This window comes from Streptomyces sp. 8L (assembly GCF_020176795.1).
In the GTDB taxonomy this organism is placed as follows: Bacteria; Actinomycetota; Actinomycetes; order Streptomycetales; family Streptomycetaceae; genus Streptomyces.
Genome location: NZ_JAIUKE010000099.1, coordinates 1 through 15557, shown reverse-complemented (window position 1 = coordinate 15557; position 15557 = coordinate 1). Strand labels below are relative to the sequence as shown.

The window sequence follows — 15557 nt, the reverse complement described above, 5'->3', positions numbered from 1 at the left end:
ACGCTCCGCAGGTCGAGCGGCGCGGGCGGCGGGGGCGGGGGGGCGCCCCCCGCCCCCCCGCGGGGCAGCAGATACGCGGCGCCCCGGCGCGCCGCGCCCCCCCCCCTCGCCCCCGGCGCCACACCGAAGGAGCACCACCCCGTGACGTGGTTCAAAGTCGACGACACCGCGTACGCCCACCCGAAGTTGCTCAAGGCCGGAAACGCCGCGCTGGGCCTGTGGGTCCGCGCCGGCGCCTACGCCGCCCAGCACCTCACCGAAGGCGTTGTACCGGGCATCGTCGCCGAGCTGTACGGCACCGGTCCGCAGGCCCGGAAGCTGGTTACCGCTGGACTCTGGCACCAGCACGGCCACTCGTGCCCGCACGCGAAGTGCAAGCAGCCACCGCCGGGCGATTACGTGATGCACGACTTCCTGATCTACAACCCGACCAGAGCGCGCGTTGAGAGTGACCGCGCCGCCGCTGCCGAGCGCCAGCAGCGGGCCCGCGAGAAGGCCGCGGAGCAGCGGAACCAGGAGCACAATCCCTCCGAACCGAACGCGAATCGAGGTCGATTCGCCGACGTTCCGGCGGACGAAAATCACGAAATCGCTCAGAATCCGATTGAGTTTCCCGACGACATTGCAGGTCAGGACTGGTCGTCACAGCGTGACGCGTCGGACCCGTCACGGTCCCCCCGACCCGACCCGTCCCGTCCCGCTGTACCTCCTTCGGAGGTACAGCAAGCTAGCTACGGCTCGACCCCTGCCGTGCCCCCGAACGCCGTCCCGCTCCGCGACGCACTCACCGCCGCCGGCGTCGTCGTCGACTGGTCCCTCGCCGAAGCCGACTGGTTCCGACTCGAAGCGATCATTGCCCGCACCGCGGTCCCCGCTCTTGTCGACCATGCCCGCGAGCAGTGGCGCCGCGCCCGCAGCCGGCCGCGGTCCGTTCGCTACTTCCTGCCCGGGTGGACAGCGCTCCCCCCGGTGCCGAATGGCGCCCCGACCTCGCCCGGCGCCGACGTGATCGCCCTCGACGCCGCCCGTCCCGGCCGCGTGGCCCGCGCCGCCGACCTGTTCCGTACCGCCGCCCTCGACGACTCCCAGGAGTCCGCCCAGTGAACCGACAGGAAGTCGCCGCCCTGCTCGCCTACGCCGTGCGCCTCGACCCCCGCCTCGCCCCCGCCGACCAGGCCGAGGCCGACGAACGCCTCGACCAGTGGTTCGAACTGCTCAACGACGTGCCCGCCACCGCCCCGCACCCCGACGACCGCCATTGGCACGCCGGCCACGTCGTACGCCACCACATCGCGAGCAGCCCGTACCGCATTCAGCCGAGCGACGTGTCGCGCCCGTGGCACGCGTTCAAGGCCGACGTACTGCGACGCCACACCGACCCCGTTCCGCCCGTGGACCCGGATGATCAGAGGGCGTACAGCGCCGCCCTCGCCAGCACCCGGACCGCCATAGCCACCGGTCAGGCACTCCCGTCCGTGTACCGCGAACTGACCGGCGGAAGTACCCGCGACGAGCGGAACAAATTCGCTGCCGCCCGCCTCGCCGTCCTCGGCGACTACGTGCCGCGCACCCTGGCCGACGCCCTCGCCGAGTTCCGCAAGACGCGCACCGAGCGAGAGCGCCGCGCCGCCGCCAACCTGCCCGACCCGCTCGACGTGGCGTGCCCGTACCCGCCGTGCCGGGCCCGCGCTGCCCAGCCGTGCCGGCAGGGCGGGAAGCGGCGTACGGACCGCGCCGCGCCGCACCCCTCCCGCCTCGACCTCGCCACCGAACGGCACTTCGCCGCCAACAAGGAGTCAGCCGCATGAGCCCGACGCCGAAGCAGGCCCGCACGCACCGCCGCAAGGCGAACAGCGCCGACCACACGAAGAACGTCAACTCGTACCGGGTAGAGGCCAGTTGGAATGACCGCCCGTCCAGGCCGGCCGTGTTCAGGAGCCCGGACCGGAAGAAGGCCCGGCGCGTCGCCCGCCAGTGGGCCGACGACGGGGCATACGTGATCGTCCAGGAACACACCGGGTGGGACACGTGGCGCACCCTCGACGAAATCGACGGGCCCGCCCTGCTCGCCGAGGCCCGCCGGGCCGCCGCCGAGGCCCGTCACGGAGCCGAGGAGCAGCAGCGCGCCTCCGCCGAGGCCGCCCGCGCCCAGGTCGCCGCCGCCGAGCAGTCCGAGCGCGACCGCGCCACCCTTGCCCGCATGATGGTGCGCCCGCCCGTGGCCCGCGACCAGTGCGGACGCCGCGAGGCCCGGCACATCACCGGGGCACAGCGTTGATACCGGCCGCCGCCCTCGCCACGCTGCGCGCCGGCGTCGAGGTCGCGCGCGGAAACGGCGTCACGGCCGCCGAGGACGTCGCCGAGCTCGTCGCCGACGAGCTCATGTTCCAGGGGTGGACCATCGTCCGCGAGGACGCGACGAACCCCGCCCCAGCAGGCACGTAGCCCTCACGCCGGGGGGTGGCAACCGGCTATGCGAGGGTGCATCACGTGAGTTATCTTCCATCCGTGGACGGAATCATCCCGACCACGGATGGAACATGGCGCCTACATCCCCGCAGGAGGTACATCCCCGATGGACCGGCCCACCCCCGCCGCCCGATTCGCCGCCAAGGTGAACACCCGCGGCCCGTGGGCGCTCCGCAAGGACTGCCCCGGCCCCTGCCACCTGTGGGAAGGCGCCACCACGGAGAAGGGTTACGGCGCCTTCTACGTACACGGCCGCACCGTCAAGGCCCACCGATACGCCGTCGAGCAGGCCACCGGCCCCATACCCGACGGCCTCGAAATCGACCACCGATGCCGCCGCCGCGCATGCGTCAACCGCGACCACCTCGAACCGGTCACGCACCGCGAGAACGTGCTCAGGTCGACGAACCACGTCGCCGCCCGCGCCGCCGTGACTCACTGCCCGGCCGGCCACGCCTACGACCGCGCGAACACCATCCGGGCGAAGAACGGCACCCGCAAATGCCGCGCGTGCAAGAACACCTCCGCCCGCAAGCACTACGCCGAACGACGCGCCGCGCGGCGCACTCCCATGCCCACCGCCCGCACCTTCGAAAGGGCCGCGTAACCCCATGAGTGGCGAGACCACCATCACCATGACCGGCAACGTCGTTGCCGACCCCGAGTTGAGATTCACCCCCAGCGGTGTCGCCGTGTGCAACTTCCGCATGGCCAACACCCCGCGGAAGTTCAGCCGCCAGACCAACGAATGGGAGGACGGCGAAACGCTGTTCCTCGGCGTGGCGGTGTGGCGCCAGCAGGCCGAGCACGTCGCCGAGTCCATCCAGCGCGGCATGCGCGTGATCGTCGTCGGCCACCTCACCCAACGCCAGTACGAGGACCGCGAAGGCGCGAAGCGTTCGTCATACGAAATCCAGGCCGAGGACGTCGCCCCCTCGCTGCTCAAGGCGACCGCAGTCGTCACCAAGGCCAACGGAGCCGCACAGGGCGCCCAGAGGCCCGCCCAGCAGCCCTACGGCCAGAAGCCCCAGGGATACGCCCAGCAGCCCCAGGGCGACCCGTGGGCGACCAGCGGATACAGCGACGAACCCCAGTTCTGATCACTGCGCCGCGTCCGGTCGCGGCCGCACCCGCGCGCGCGACGACGCGGTGTTCACCGTACACACCGTGAACACGGCGTCGTCCGCTTCACCCCGAGACAGGAGCACTGCCCCATGACCCGCATCCCCGACGCCGTCGCCGTCGCCTCGCTCGACACTCACCGGCTGATCGTCACCGTCCCGAACTCGGGGCCGGCCGACATCGCGTGCAACCTTCCCCGCCCGGTCGCCGCCGACGTTCTGCGCCAGCTCGCCGACGGCCTCGACAGCCCCGCCGGCCGCTGTGCGACTGCCCGCGCGACCGGCCGCCCGTGCCCCGTGCACGACGCGCCGACACCCCTCGACAGCCTGCTCGCCGCGGTCGCCGAGCAGCTGCCCGCCGACGACGCCGACCAGGCCGCCGCGACCCTCGCCGACATGAGCACCCCCGCCGAGCGCGCCGTCGACGATGCCCGGCAGTGCCTCGCGTTCAACGACGACCAGCAGTCGCCGGCCCTCGCCTCACTGCGCGACCTGCTGCTCGCCAGCGAGGAGCACACGCCGACCGCCGCCCTCGCGACCGCCTACGTCCTGCTCGCTGCCCACACCCGCGAACTGTCCTCCCTCGCCCGGCGTGACGCCGACGACTACCGCGACGAGTACGGCGTGAGCCGGGGCACGCGCGGCCTGTTGACCGGCATGCATCACACCCGGAGGTTGCTCGACGAGCACGCCGTCACCCTCGACGGGAGGGCGCAGCAGTGAGCGCGACCAGCCGCATCCCCCGATCGAAGCGGCTCACCCGCAGAGCCGAAAACGACGCCTTGCGCACGGCCCGCCGCTACGCCCTGATCGTGCTGCTGTCTCGCGGAGAGCGAGGCGTACTCAGCCGCGACGAGGGCCGCCTCATGCGGGCCCACGTCACCGCGGAGATCGCCGAGAACGACGCCGGCCGCGCGAGCGAGCGAGGCCAGCAGCGCGCGATGGAGCGAAACCGACAGCGCGTCGGGGCCGCCGAGCAGGCCATACGCGAGGCCGAGCAGCGCGCAACGAACGCCGAGGACCGGCTCGACGCCGTGCGCGCCCTGCTGGAGACGGAGCCCGAAGCGCGCCCCGATTCCGTGGAACAGACCTTGTACCAGGCCGGCCGGCGCGACATGGCCGCCGACGTCCGCCGCGCCATCGACACTCACGAGCAGGAGCAGCACGCCTCATGACAACGCCCACCGTCGCCGCCGCACCGACCGGCCGCCGCGCCGCGGACGACCTCGCCGCCGTCCGCGAACAGTGGGGCGACCTGCTCGCCGCAATCGCCGAGCCGCCGCGCGTCGCCGAGTGGATGCCGTACGAGCGCCGCGGATTCCTCGACCAGCTCGCCGCCGACGACCGAGACGACGAGCAGGCCCCCGACGAGGCCGCCGTCGGTCGGCTGCCGCTCACCATCCGCGAGCACCCGGCGCCGGCGAACCTCCGGGCCCTCGACGCAGCCCTCGACGTCGAGCGGGCGGTGTTCGACATGTGCGACGCCGTGACCGACCACGTGCAGCGCCCCGGCCGCCACGCCGGCGACCCGCGACTCTGGCACGTGCCGACCCACCGCGACGCCGGCCGCGCGAGCGTTGCCTCGGCCGGCTCCCGCTCGTACGGCCTGCACTGGGCCGCTGTATGGCTGGAAGGGCGGGCCCTCGACGACGACCCCGCCGACCGCGCCCTGTTTACCCCCACCCCGGCGACCCTGGTCGACCAGATCGCCGACGTTGCCCGCACCGCGCGCCGCCGAGTCGAGGCCGCCCTCGGCCGCGCCGCCCGGACCATCACCCTCGACGACGCGTGTCCGTTCTGCCGGGCCGGCCGCATCACGGTGCACAACGGGGGCGGGGACCCGCGCGCCGCCGCGGCGACCTGCTCGACGGGCCCGTCGTGCCCGGCACCAGTGGACACCGAACGGGGGCGCCGGACATGGCGCGGCGCCGACCTGGTCACCCTCTGGGTCGCGATCAACGCGCGGCGCCCCATGGCCGCCTGTACCCCCACCCATGACCGGGCCCAACCTTCGCGCACGCCGCGGAAGTTGGGCCCGACTTCTTTCCCCACCCCTCTTGTGAACTCAGTTCAGAACCCGGTACAGTCTGCGTTGCAGGGCCCCGTACGTCACACGGGGCACCGCCGGCCGGACGTCACCCGGCCCGACCCAAGGGAGCAACCCCCATGAACGTCTACACCGCACTACGCCTCGCCGACGATCTGTCCTCGCCGATGCTCGACGCCCTGCACGTCTGGGCCAAGAACCCCCAGGGCAGCACCGCCCGCACAAACAACGGCCGTGGCGGAGGCACCCACGGCGCCATGGTCCGCCGCGGCATGGTCGCCCTGGGCGTCGACGAGAACGGCCGCGCCGCGTACTTCCTCACCTCCAAGGCATGGGGATTCCTGGCCGCGCAGTACGGCACGGTGCGCCCGGCCGACGCCGGACGGCTCACCCTCGACCAGGCCCTCGCCGAGGCGTACCCGGAGATCCCCGCCGCCGCCCCGCGCTCCGGTGAGGTCGTCATTCCCGGCGCCCTCGCCGACTACCTGTCCCAGCGGACCGCCAGCGATGACGAGACCTGGGAAGCCCTCGACGGCGCGCACCGTGGCCGGGGCCGGACGCTGATCATCAACCCGGCGAGCACCCGCGTACTGCACGTGATCAGCCGGTACGCCGAGCACATCCTCGCCATTCCCGGCGCCTACACCCGCGCCACCCTCGACGCCGCCCGCCTGTGGATCAAGCGCGCCGGGCACGCCCCGGCCCTCATGGTCCACCGGTTCGACGACACCGCCAGCGCGTACAACGGCAGCCAGTGCCGCGACGACGTGCGCGACGGCGACGTTCTGGTCGTCGAGTCCGAGAAGGTCGTCGCGTACCTCCGTGGCGCGTGGCCGGCCGCTGTCACCGCGGAACACGGCGAGCTGCACACCCTCACGGCCGACCCCCGCACCCTCGACGACGGCCGGTTCGCCGACAGCGCCATTCGCGCCGAGCGCATCGCCACCGAGTACGGGTTCGCCCTCGCCGAGTACGGGGTCGACGCCGCCGCCGAGGCCGAGCAGCGGTTCGAGCGCAGCGCGTACGCCGTCGAGGCCGTCGAGCACGCCGAGCAGGTCGAGGCCGCCGTCGAGACGGTCGAGGAAGCCGAAGCCCTGTACGCCGCCCAGGCAGTCACGGAGGCCGAGGCCGACGGCGGCACGTGGCGGGGCAAGTGGATCGGCGAGCAGGCCGACGACGCCCTGTTCCCTGTCGACCGCCCGGCCGACCAAGGCGCCCTGTTCGCCCCGGCCGTCCGCGAGCCGATCGTCGCCCGCGCGAGCTTTCGCCCCGACGACCTCGCCCAGCTCAGGGAGAAGGCTGCCGCGGACCGCGAGGCGTACCGTGCCGCGACCGACGACAAGATCGCCGCGGAGTGCGCCGCCCACGGCGTGGCCCCGTCGCAGGGAGTCGCCGACCGGATCGCCGCCCGCACCGCCTCACAGGCGCCCGAGCGCCGCGTGATCGAGGGTGTCATCGTCACGCACACCGGCACCGCCGAAGGCAGCACGCCGAGCAACGCCTCGCACCCTGACGTCCTCGCCGCCCGCGCCGCCCTCGACGGCCTCGCCGTCGCCACCATGACCGACCACCACGACGTGACCGACCCCACCGAGGACGAGCAGCACGTGCGCGGGTACCTGATCGACCCCCGGACACAAGGCCGCGTGGCTGTGTACTGGCTCGAAGGAGGCCGGACCGTTCGCCGCGACCAGATGCCGCACGGGCCCGCCCTTGACTGCCTCGCCGACCGCTTGAAGCGCCGCGGGTGGGCCGTCGAGAAGATGCTCAGGTCGTCTGCGTGCGTGTTCGCCCACCGTCCGACGACAACCTGACGAACCACTCACCGGCCCGCCCCGACCAGGGGCGGGCCCCTCTCCCACAGGAGCAGCAGAGATGACCAACGACCAGCACCCGGACGACGAGCAGACCACCGCCGTCTACCAGCGAGCCGACCAGACGAAGTTCCCGACCAACCCGGCCGGCCAACAGGCCGCCGTCGAGGGGACGGCCGCCGCGCTCGGCCTCCACACGAGCAGCAGCACTTATCAGAGGGTCGCCGACGAGCTGAACCGGCAGGGCGTGCCCACGAACGGCCCCTCGCGCAGGTTCGCAGGGAAGGTGTTCGAGCTGTTCGCCCAGTTCGAGCGCGAGCGCCGCGCCGAGATCATCGCAGCAGGGGGCGACCCCGACGAGGACCACGACCCGTTCGAGGACGTACGCGAAATCGCGGACCAGTGGGCCGCGACCGCCGAGGACCCCCAGGCACGCGAGGCGTTCCTCGACGACCTCGCCGACCGCCTCGACACCACCGAAGTACGCGCACTGCGCCTCGCCGCCGAGGCCGCCGCCGCGGTGACACCGCGACTCGTCTACGACGACGCCGACCACGGCGTATCAGCCAAGGACACCGCCGCCGATCTCGGCGTGTCCGAGTCTTTCGTCTATCGCCTGCTTCGCCAGCGGGCCGACCTGGTCGGCGAAGTGGCCGACAAGCTGAAAGACGTGTCCGACTCCCTGGGCCGTACCCGGCGCACAGCCGAGGACCGCGAGCGCGGCCGGACCGCCGGCACCGACCAGTAGACCCCGCACATAGGTGCGGCCCGCTACCGATGACGTCACCACCGGGCGGGCCGACTCGACACGATGGGAGCAACCCCCACCATGCCTACCAGCAACCCTACCCAGCGCCGCGCCCAGCCCGTCGCGGGCACCCGGCCGTCCGTCCGCCTCGACGAGCAGTTCGCCCGAGACCTCGCCATCCTCATGCAGACGGGGGACGACCTGACGACCGCCATGCGGACGGCCGTCGGCATCGTGGCCGACATGTACCGAACGGCCTGGTACCACCAGGTGACGCCCGTCGGCACCGCGCCGACACTGTCGAAGTACAAGTTCGTGCAGAAGCCGCCGTTCGTCGGCCCGTCGACACTCCCCACGGTCGACCACAACGGCCCTACGTCGGCGCCCAGCAGCAGGCAGACCAGCCCTGATGACGCCCGTCGGCAGATGCAGCCGCCCCGGCCGCCGCAGCGTCAGCAGCACAGCCGACAGCCTGCCCGCCAGTAGCCGACGCGCGAGCAGCATCACCGCGCCCCGCCCGCCCGTTCGTCGGCAGGCGGGGCGCAGCGTCAGCAGCCGTGCCGACCGGTCGCGCCATCGCACACGCGCAGGCGAGGCGATGCCACTTGCGCCGTTATCAATCCGTGACCTAAAGTTCGAGGCGTCTCCGGCGTGCCCAGAAACGGGCGACACACACCGCGCGCGGACCGAACGCCTCGCCGGCCCCCTCCCTGCGAGGCGTTTCGCGTTCCTGCGCAACCTTCCCGCCTGCCACGTGTCACACATCGTGTAACGCTCGCAACTGTGGGGGGACCACCCGTGAAGCACCGCACCACCGCCGCCGCCGTCCTGCTTACCGCCCTCGCGTCGCTCACCGCGTGCAGCAGCGGAAGCGATGACAGCAGCAAGGCCGCCGACGTTCCCGCGTACAAGATCACGCACCAGGACACCAGCGGGAATCAGCGAACGGTCACCGTCACGGTCACGTCCACCAAGGGACTGCGCGCCGTGTTCGACGACGTCGCGGGCAAACTCACCGACGACGCCGGGTACTTCGTAGAGATCAACTGCACGACCGGCGCCACCAAGGGGGCCGACAACCGGCTCGCCAACGGCAAGAAAGCCGTTGGGAACACCGGGGTCGCCACGACGGGCCTTGACGACGGGAAGACCGAATACGAGGCCAACGCCGGCCGCTCCTGCCCCGCATAGCGCCCGGCCCTCCACGCCCCACCGCGCCGCGCACGGTGGGGCGTTGCCATGCGAGGGGGTGAGCCGTGGGCCGCCCCATCGACGAGCGAGACCGCCGGCGCGTGCGCGAGCTGCACGCCAAGGGCAAGAGCCGCAACGACATCGCGAGAGCGATCAAGCGGTCGCCCTCGACGGTGTCGAAGATCGCCGCCGCGTTCGACCCCCCGCTGACGTTCGACCGGGCCGCCGAGGTCGCCGTCGCCACCGAGGTACGCCGTGCCGACCTCGCGAAGCGCCGGGCCGAGACCGCGATCGTGCTGCAAGACGCGGCAGAGCGCGAGCTCGCCAAGATGACGCGCCCGCAGCTGTATTGGGAGTGGGGCGGCAAGGAGCACACCTACGACGAGCGGTGGCAGGACGAGCCGACGCCGGCCGACCGGCGCACCATGATGGCGACCGCCGGGGCCGCCCTCGACCGGTCGCTGAAACTCGCGCCCCCGCGCGAGCAGGCCGGCGAGCAGTCTCGTTCCGTGATCGGGCAACTCATGGCAGGGCTACGCCGCGACTACGCCGAGCGCCACCAGAACAGCGAGGCCGCCGACGATGCCGACTGACGTCGCCCTGTCGGCCAAGCAGATCGATAGCATCGTCGAGGCCGACGCCTTCCTGAACCTGTGGGAAGGGTCCGTGCGGTCCGGCAAGACCATCGCGTCGTTGCTGCGATGGCTCGACTACGTCGCCGAACCGCCCGAAGGCGGGGAACTGGTCATGGTCGGTCGCACCCGCGACAGCCTCGCCCGCAACGTGTTCGGACCGCTCACCAACCCCAGCGTGTTCGGCGAGCTCGCCCAAGACATCCACTACACCGCCGGCGCCCCGACTGCGACCGTGCTCGGCCGCACCGTGCACGCCCTCGGCGCCAACGACGCCCAGGCCGAGCCGAAGGTACGCGGACTGACATGCGCCGGCGCGTACGTTGACGAAGCAACGACGCTCCCCGCGTCGTTCTTCGACCAGCTCACCCAGCGATGCAGCGTCGAAGGGTCGGCAATCTTCGGAACGACGAACCCCGACAACCCACAGCACTGGCTACGCAAGAAGTACCTTCTGCGCCCGCGCGAGACCCGACTCAGGTCATGGCATTTCGTGATGGACGACAACCCGGGCCTGTCCGACGAGTACAAGGCGCGCGCGAAGGCGACCCATCAAGGGCTGTTCTACAAGCGCAACGTGCTGGGTCTGTGGGTCATGGCCGAGGGCGCCATCTACGACATGTGGGACGAGACTGCGCACGTCGTCGACGAGCTTCCGGAGATGCGCCGGCACTGGATCGGCGTGGACTACGGCACGACGAACGCGTTCTCGGCGATCCTGCTCGGGTTGGGCGTCGACGGCCGGCTGTACGTCTGCGCCGAGTGGCGTCACGACTCGCGCACGGCTCAGCGCCAGATGACCGACGCCCAGTACTCCGCCGCACTGCGCAAGTGGATCGGCGAGCAGGGCGTCGGGCCCGAGTGGACGTTCGTCGACCCGTCCGCCGCCAGCTTCATCACGCAGCTATGGGCCGACGAGTACGAAGGCGTGGCCCGAGCGGTGAACGACGTCGTCGACGGCATCCGGTCGGTAGCGAACCTGCTCGGCGCCGGACTCCTGCGCGTGCATCGGTCGTGCGAGGGGCTGCTCGACGAGCTGCCCGGCTACGTCTGGGACGAGAAAGCCGCCGCGGCCGGCCAGGACAAGCCCGTCAAACAGGCTGACCACAGCTGCGACGCCCTGCGCTACGTCGTCCACTCGACCGCCCACGAATGGCGGCACCTCCTCACTCTGGCCGCATGATGCGCGGCCCTCATTCCAGGAAGGGGGCGACCCATGCCGCTTCCCGAGAACGGCACACCGTGGCCCCCGCCGCACCTGCGCGGGTACTACGAAGAGATCCGCCGAGATGACGCCTGGTACGCCGGCGACCGGCACCGCCTCACGGCGTACCACACCAACGCACCGCACCGCCGGGAGCGCCGGCGCCTCTGGGGCCGCAACCGCGGCATCGAGCACCACCCGCGCGCCCGGGAACCCCGCCTACACGTCCCCCTCCCGGGCGACATAGCCACAACCAGCGCCGACCTGCTGTTCGCGGACATGCCGACCATCACCGTCACGGACCGGGCCACACAGGACCGCCTCGACCAGCTGCTCGACGAGGGCCGCATTCATCAAACGCTGCTCTCGGCCGCCGAGCAGTCCGCCGCCCTGTCGGGCGTGTTCCTGCGCGTGACCTGGGACCGCGAGATTGCCGAGCGTCCCCTGTTGACCGTGGCCCAGCCCGACGGGGCCGTTCCCGAATTCCGATGGGGCATGCTGCGCGCCGTGAACCTGTGGCGCGAGCTGTCCGGCTCCACCACGGCCACCGTGTGGCGCCACGTCGAACGGCACGAACCCGGCCGCATCATGCACGTGCTCTACGAGGGGACCGGCGACAACATCGGCCGAGCAGTCCCGCTCACCGAGCACCCCGAGACCGCCGGGTTCGTCGACCTGCTCGGCTCCGACGGCCTCAGCATCGAGACCGGGCTCACCGCCTTGACCGCGGCCTACGTTCCGAACATGCTCCCCAACCGGCTGCGCCGTGGCTCGCCGTTCGGACGCTCCGACTACGCCGCGCCGATTCACGACCAGTTCGACGCGCTCGACGAGACATGGACGTCATGGATGCGCGACGTCCGCCTCGCCCGCGGCCGGCTGATCGTGCCGGACGCCTACCTCCGCAGCGAGGGCACCGGCCACGGTGCGTCATTCGACGACGACCGCGAGGTCTGGTCGGCGTTGAAGATTCCGCCGACCGAAGGCGCAGGGATCACCCTGGCGCAGTTCGCGATACGGGTCACCGAGCACCAGCAGACCGCCGAAGCGCTCATGCGGCAAGCCGTGCAGTCCGCCGGCTACACCGCGCAGAGCTTCGGACTGACGGGCGAGGGCGAGCCGATCACCGCGACCGAGGTCGATAGCCGCGACCAAAAGAGCATGGTCACTCGTCGGAAAAAGGCCGGCTACTGGAAGTACCCCCTGTCGGACATGCTCGGCGTGATACTCCAGGTCGACGCAACCGTCTTCGCACAGCGCATCGCACCCGAGCGGCCCCGCGTCGAATTCGGCGACGGAGTCGCGGAGTCCACCGAGCAGACCGCGACCACCCTCGACCTGCTCAACCGGGCCGCTGCCGTGAGTACCGCGACCAAGGTCAAGATCCTGCATCCTGAGTGGGACGACACTGCGGTTCAGGCTGAGGCCGCGGCGATCCTTGCGGAGACCGGCGCCGCGGCACCCGACCCTGTCGCATCGTTCCCGATGTGACCTACTCGGGTTTGGCGAGTTCACCAGGGCCGAACACCCATGTGCCCTCGATTCCGTCGAGCTTGACGGAGAACCAATAGATCGGCTTGCCACGGTCGCGGCCCCAGGACCGTTCCCTGATAGTGCCCTCGCGTATCTGCGGTCGCTCCTCGTACCGGTTCCAGACCCTGACCCTCATTCTGGGCCGCCACTCTTCACCCCGCCGTTTCTCCATGCCCGCAAGTTCATCACGACCGGGGCGGAAGGGGGGGCAGAGTGCCGATTCATCCGGGCATGGTCGAAGACCTCGCGGCCAGTACACGCGATCTCTACGCGGACGCCGAGGACCGGCTGTTCGGGATCATCGCCCGGCAGCTTGCCGCCGACCTCGACGCGCCGAGCTGGGCCGAGCGCAAGCTCGCCGCCGTGCAGTCGCTTCGCCGTGCCTCACAGGCCGTCGTCGACGAGCTCGGCAAGGCCGTGACGCTCGACGTGTTCGACGCCGTCGCCGACGCGTACAACACCGGGCACCGGGCAGCGGTCGCCGAGCTCGGCGCTCTGTCCGACGCCGACCGTCGGACCGTCGACGACGTCACGCCGAACGCGCAGGCCGTCGACCGCCTCGCACAAGAGACCGTCGACAAGGTCACCGACACCCATCGCAGCATCCTGCGGGCCGTCGAGGACGGGTACCGCGGCGTAGTGGCCGAGGTGACCGCCACGCCGCTACTGGGCACCGGCACCCGCCGACAGGCCACACAGGACGCCATGCGCCGGTTCGCCGACAAGGGCATCACCAGCTTCACCGACCGGTCCGGGCGCCGCTGGAAACTCACCAGCTATGCGGAGATGGCCGTACGGACGTCCGTCGCACGCGCCGCGACCGACGCGCACGCGCGCACCCTCGCCGAGGCCGGCGTCGAGCTGGTCATCGTGTCCGACGCGCCGCGCGAATGCCCGCTCTGCCGACCGTGGGAAGGCCGCGTACTGACCATCAGCGGCCCCGACGGGGCGCGTACGGTCGACGTCGAGCACGCCACCGACGACGGGCGCACCGTGCCCGTACGGGTCGCCGGATCGCTCGACCAGGCGCGCCGCTCAGGACTGCAACACCCCAACTGCCGCCACTCCGTGTCGTCGTACACGCCCGGTATCACGCGCACCGAGCACGCCACGAGTGACGCGGCCGGCTACGAGGCAGGGCAGCGGCAGCGCGCGATCGAGCGGAACATACGCAAGTACAAGACGCGCGTTGCCGCGGCGGTGACCCCAGAGGCCAAGCGCGCCGCGAACGCGAAGGTCCGACAGTGGCAAGGCGCCATGCGCGACCACCTCGCCGCACACCCCGACCTACGCCGCCTACGGGCCCGCGAGCAACCGGGGGCGTCGAACCTGCCCAAGGCCACGGCGACGCCGGCGGACGAGTTCGAGCAGGCCGCCCGCATCCGATCAGGCGACTCGCGCACTCCGCAGGAGATGAGCGACGACCAGCTCGCCGCGGCCGAGCGTTCCGGGCAACTCAACGACCGCGACCGGGCGCGCGTCCAGGCCGAGGCCGACCGACGCGACACCCGCGACCTGCTCGACCGCGTGCAGCCCGGCGGAACCCTCGCCGGCGACCTGACACAGTTCTCCGACACCGAGCTCGCCCGCGCCTTCCCGCACCTCGACGACGCCGACTCACTGCGCGTCATGGCGGAGATGGACCGGCGCGACACCGCCGGCCGCCTGCCCGGCGTCAACCCGGATCTTGTCGGCCTCTCCGACGACACCCTCGCGGCCCGCGCCCGCGGCGCCGACCCGGGCACGCTCGCCGAGCTCGCCGCCGAGGCGAATCGACGCGACATGCTCGCCCGGTACTTCCCCGGCGGGCAGCTGCTCGGCGACCTGTCCGACGTCGGCGACGACGCCCTCGCATGGGTCATGCAGTACGCCGGCCGCGACGAGCTACCGCGCATCGCCGCCGAGATGGACCGGCGCGAGAAACCCCCGCCGCTCCCGCCGCCCGCCGCCACGGGCGACCCTGTCGACGACCTGCTCGCCGACCGTGCCGCGCTCGACGCCGCCCTCGACCCCGCGCCCTCGCCGGACGGATGGGGCGCGCATGCCGACGACGACGTGTGGGGCGAGGGTAGCGACACCGCCGAGGACGTCGCCCCCGCCGCGGCCGAGGTCGCCGAGGACATCCCCGACGAGCAGCCGCGCATCACGCGCCGCGAGGCGCGCGCCCTGTACGACGAGTACGTGTACGCCCAATACTTGAAGGCCGAGGACGACCTACGGGGCGTACTGCTGACCAAGGCCGCCGACCTCGCCGGCGTCCACCCGATGTCGCTGTTCTCTGGGCCCGCAAGGATCGCGCACGCGCGCGCGTCCGACGAGCTGCGCGCGTGGTGGGGCGAGCATGGCCGCGTGACGCAGGCCGAGTTCATCGAGAAGGTCACAGGCGTACGGTCCGCAGCAGCGGACCGGGCACGCAAGAATGAGGCCGACCACCAGGCCAAGCGGTAGGGGGAGACGTGGGGACACGCCAAGACATCACCGAGGCCCTGCTCGCCGGCGCCCAGGCTGCGCAGAACGGCGACGAGCCGACCACCTGCCCGTACCCGCGTGACTTGCTGCTGCGCCGTGCGTGGATTCGCGGATACGCACGCGCCCGTCCGGTCGCCGACACCACCGCCGGCACCGAGTAGCCGCTCAGCAACTCCAACCCCGAAGGGCCCGCATCGTGCGGGCCCTTTTTGCATGCCCGCAGGAGGGACACACGATGACGACCCCAGCCCCGGCCGCCGCGCCCAGCACCGGCCCGAGCGGACAGCCGGCGGCCCCGGTCACGCCGGCCGCGACGGACCCCGCCGCCC

The 15557-nt window shown here is 71.9% G+C and carries 19 protein-coding genes; 18 read left to right on the top strand and 1 reads right to left on the bottom strand.

Features of this window, described 5'->3' with window-relative positions:
* Positions 1-141: 141 nt before the first annotated feature.
* The 16 genes from LCE31_RS10645 (at position 142) to LCE31_RS10570 (ending at position 12717) form a co-directional block, all read left to right on the top strand.
* On the top strand, positions 142-1104 hold the full coding sequence (locus tag LCE31_RS10645) for a mucin-2 (RefSeq protein ID WP_225013928.1): 963 nt from the start codon (positions 142-144) through the stop codon (positions 1102-1104).
* Positions 1101-1808, top strand: coding sequence for a zinc finger domain-containing protein (locus LCE31_RS10640; RefSeq protein WP_225013927.1), 708 nt, complete (start codon positions 1101-1103; stop codon positions 1806-1808). Before LCE31_RS10645 ends, LCE31_RS10640 begins: the two co-directional genes overlap by 4 nt.
* On the top strand, positions 1805-2278 hold the full coding sequence (locus tag LCE31_RS10635; protein WP_225013926.1) for a hypothetical protein: 474 nt from the start codon (positions 1805-1807) through the stop codon (positions 2276-2278). Before LCE31_RS10640 ends, LCE31_RS10635 begins: the two co-directional genes overlap by 4 nt.
* Positions 2275-2445, top strand: coding sequence for a hypothetical protein (locus tag LCE31_RS10630; RefSeq protein WP_225013925.1), 171 nt, complete (start codon positions 2275-2277; stop codon positions 2443-2445). The genes LCE31_RS10635 and LCE31_RS10630 overlap by 4 nt, the downstream gene beginning before the upstream one ends.
* Positions 2446-2575: 130 nt before the next feature.
* The gene (locus tag LCE31_RS10625; protein ID WP_225013924.1) at positions 2576-3076 is read left to right on the top strand and encodes an HNH endonuclease signature motif containing protein; all 501 of its coding nucleotides are present in this window, start codon (positions 2576-2578) and stop codon (positions 3074-3076) included.
* 4 nt (positions 3077-3080) lie between these two features.
* Positions 3081-3569: a single-stranded DNA-binding protein gene (locus LCE31_RS10620; RefSeq protein WP_225013923.1), complete on the top strand. Its 489-nt coding sequence runs from the start codon at positions 3081-3083 to the stop codon at positions 3567-3569.
* 114 nt (positions 3570-3683) lie between these two features.
* The gene (locus tag LCE31_RS10615) at positions 3684-4313 is read left to right on the top strand and encodes a hypothetical protein (RefSeq protein ID WP_225013922.1); all 630 of its coding nucleotides are present in this window, start codon (positions 3684-3686) and stop codon (positions 4311-4313) included.
* Positions 4310-4765 carry a hypothetical protein gene (locus LCE31_RS10610; protein ID WP_225013921.1) on the top strand — a complete coding sequence of 152 codons (456 nt, stop codon included), beginning with the start codon at positions 4310-4312 and terminating at the stop codon, positions 4763-4765. Before LCE31_RS10615 ends, LCE31_RS10610 begins: the two co-directional genes overlap by 4 nt.
* Positions 4762-5760, top strand: coding sequence for a hypothetical protein (locus LCE31_RS10605; protein WP_225013920.1), 999 nt, complete (start codon positions 4762-4764; stop codon positions 5758-5760). Before LCE31_RS10610 ends, LCE31_RS10605 begins: the two co-directional genes overlap by 4 nt.
* Complete coding sequence (locus LCE31_RS10600) at positions 5757-7451, top strand: hypothetical protein (RefSeq protein ID WP_225013919.1); 1695 nt, start codon at positions 5757-5759, stop codon at positions 7449-7451. The genes LCE31_RS10605 and LCE31_RS10600 overlap by 4 nt, the downstream gene beginning before the upstream one ends.
* A 61-nt stretch (positions 7452-7512) precedes the next feature.
* A complete protein-coding gene (locus LCE31_RS10595) occupies positions 7513-8199 on the top strand; it encodes a hypothetical protein (RefSeq protein WP_225013918.1) in 687 nt (228 codons plus the stop codon).
* An 81-nt stretch (positions 8200-8280) separates the two neighbouring features.
* Positions 8281-8685: a hypothetical protein gene (locus LCE31_RS10590; RefSeq protein WP_225013917.1), complete on the top strand. Its 405-nt coding sequence runs from the start codon at positions 8281-8283 to the stop codon at positions 8683-8685.
* A gap of 312 nt (positions 8686-8997) precedes the next feature.
* On the top strand, positions 8998-9390 hold the full coding sequence (locus LCE31_RS10585; RefSeq protein ID WP_225013916.1) for a hypothetical protein: 393 nt from the start codon (positions 8998-9000) through the stop codon (positions 9388-9390).
* A 65-nt stretch (positions 9391-9455) separates the two neighbouring features.
* Positions 9456-9983 carry a helix-turn-helix domain-containing protein gene (locus LCE31_RS10580; protein ID WP_225013915.1) on the top strand — a complete coding sequence of 176 codons (528 nt, stop codon included), beginning with the start codon at positions 9456-9458 and terminating at the stop codon, positions 9981-9983.
* Complete coding sequence (locus LCE31_RS10575; protein ID WP_225013914.1) at positions 9973-11205, top strand: PBSX family phage terminase large subunit; 1233 nt, start codon at positions 9973-9975, stop codon at positions 11203-11205. The genes LCE31_RS10580 and LCE31_RS10575 overlap by 11 nt, the downstream gene beginning before the upstream one ends.
* A gap of 33 nt (positions 11206-11238) precedes the next feature.
* Positions 11239-12717, top strand: a complete 1479-nt coding sequence (locus tag LCE31_RS10570; RefSeq protein ID WP_225013913.1) for a phage portal protein — start codon at positions 11239-11241, stop codon at positions 12715-12717.
* Position 12718: 1 nt separating this feature from the next.
* Here the strand turns inward: LCE31_RS10570 and LCE31_RS10565 are convergent, their stop codons facing one another.
* Positions 12719-12895: a hypothetical protein gene (locus tag LCE31_RS10565; protein ID WP_225013912.1), complete on the bottom strand. Its 177-nt coding sequence runs from the start codon at positions 12893-12895 to the stop codon at positions 12719-12721.
* Positions 12896-12972: 77 nt separating this feature from the next.
* Between LCE31_RS10565 and LCE31_RS10560 the strand changes: the two genes are divergently transcribed.
* Both LCE31_RS10560 and LCE31_RS10555 read left to right on the top strand, forming a co-directional pair.
* Positions 12973-15207, top strand: a complete 2235-nt coding sequence (locus tag LCE31_RS10560) for a phage minor capsid protein (protein ID WP_308042239.1) — start codon at positions 12973-12975, stop codon at positions 15205-15207.
* Between the two features lie 8 nt (positions 15208-15215).
* Positions 15216-15389 (top strand): Rmf/CrpP fold protein, encoded by a 174-nt coding sequence (locus LCE31_RS10555; protein WP_225013911.1) that lies wholly within the window; start codon positions 15216-15218, stop codon positions 15387-15389.
* The last annotated feature ends 168 nt before the right edge of the window (positions 15390-15557 follow it).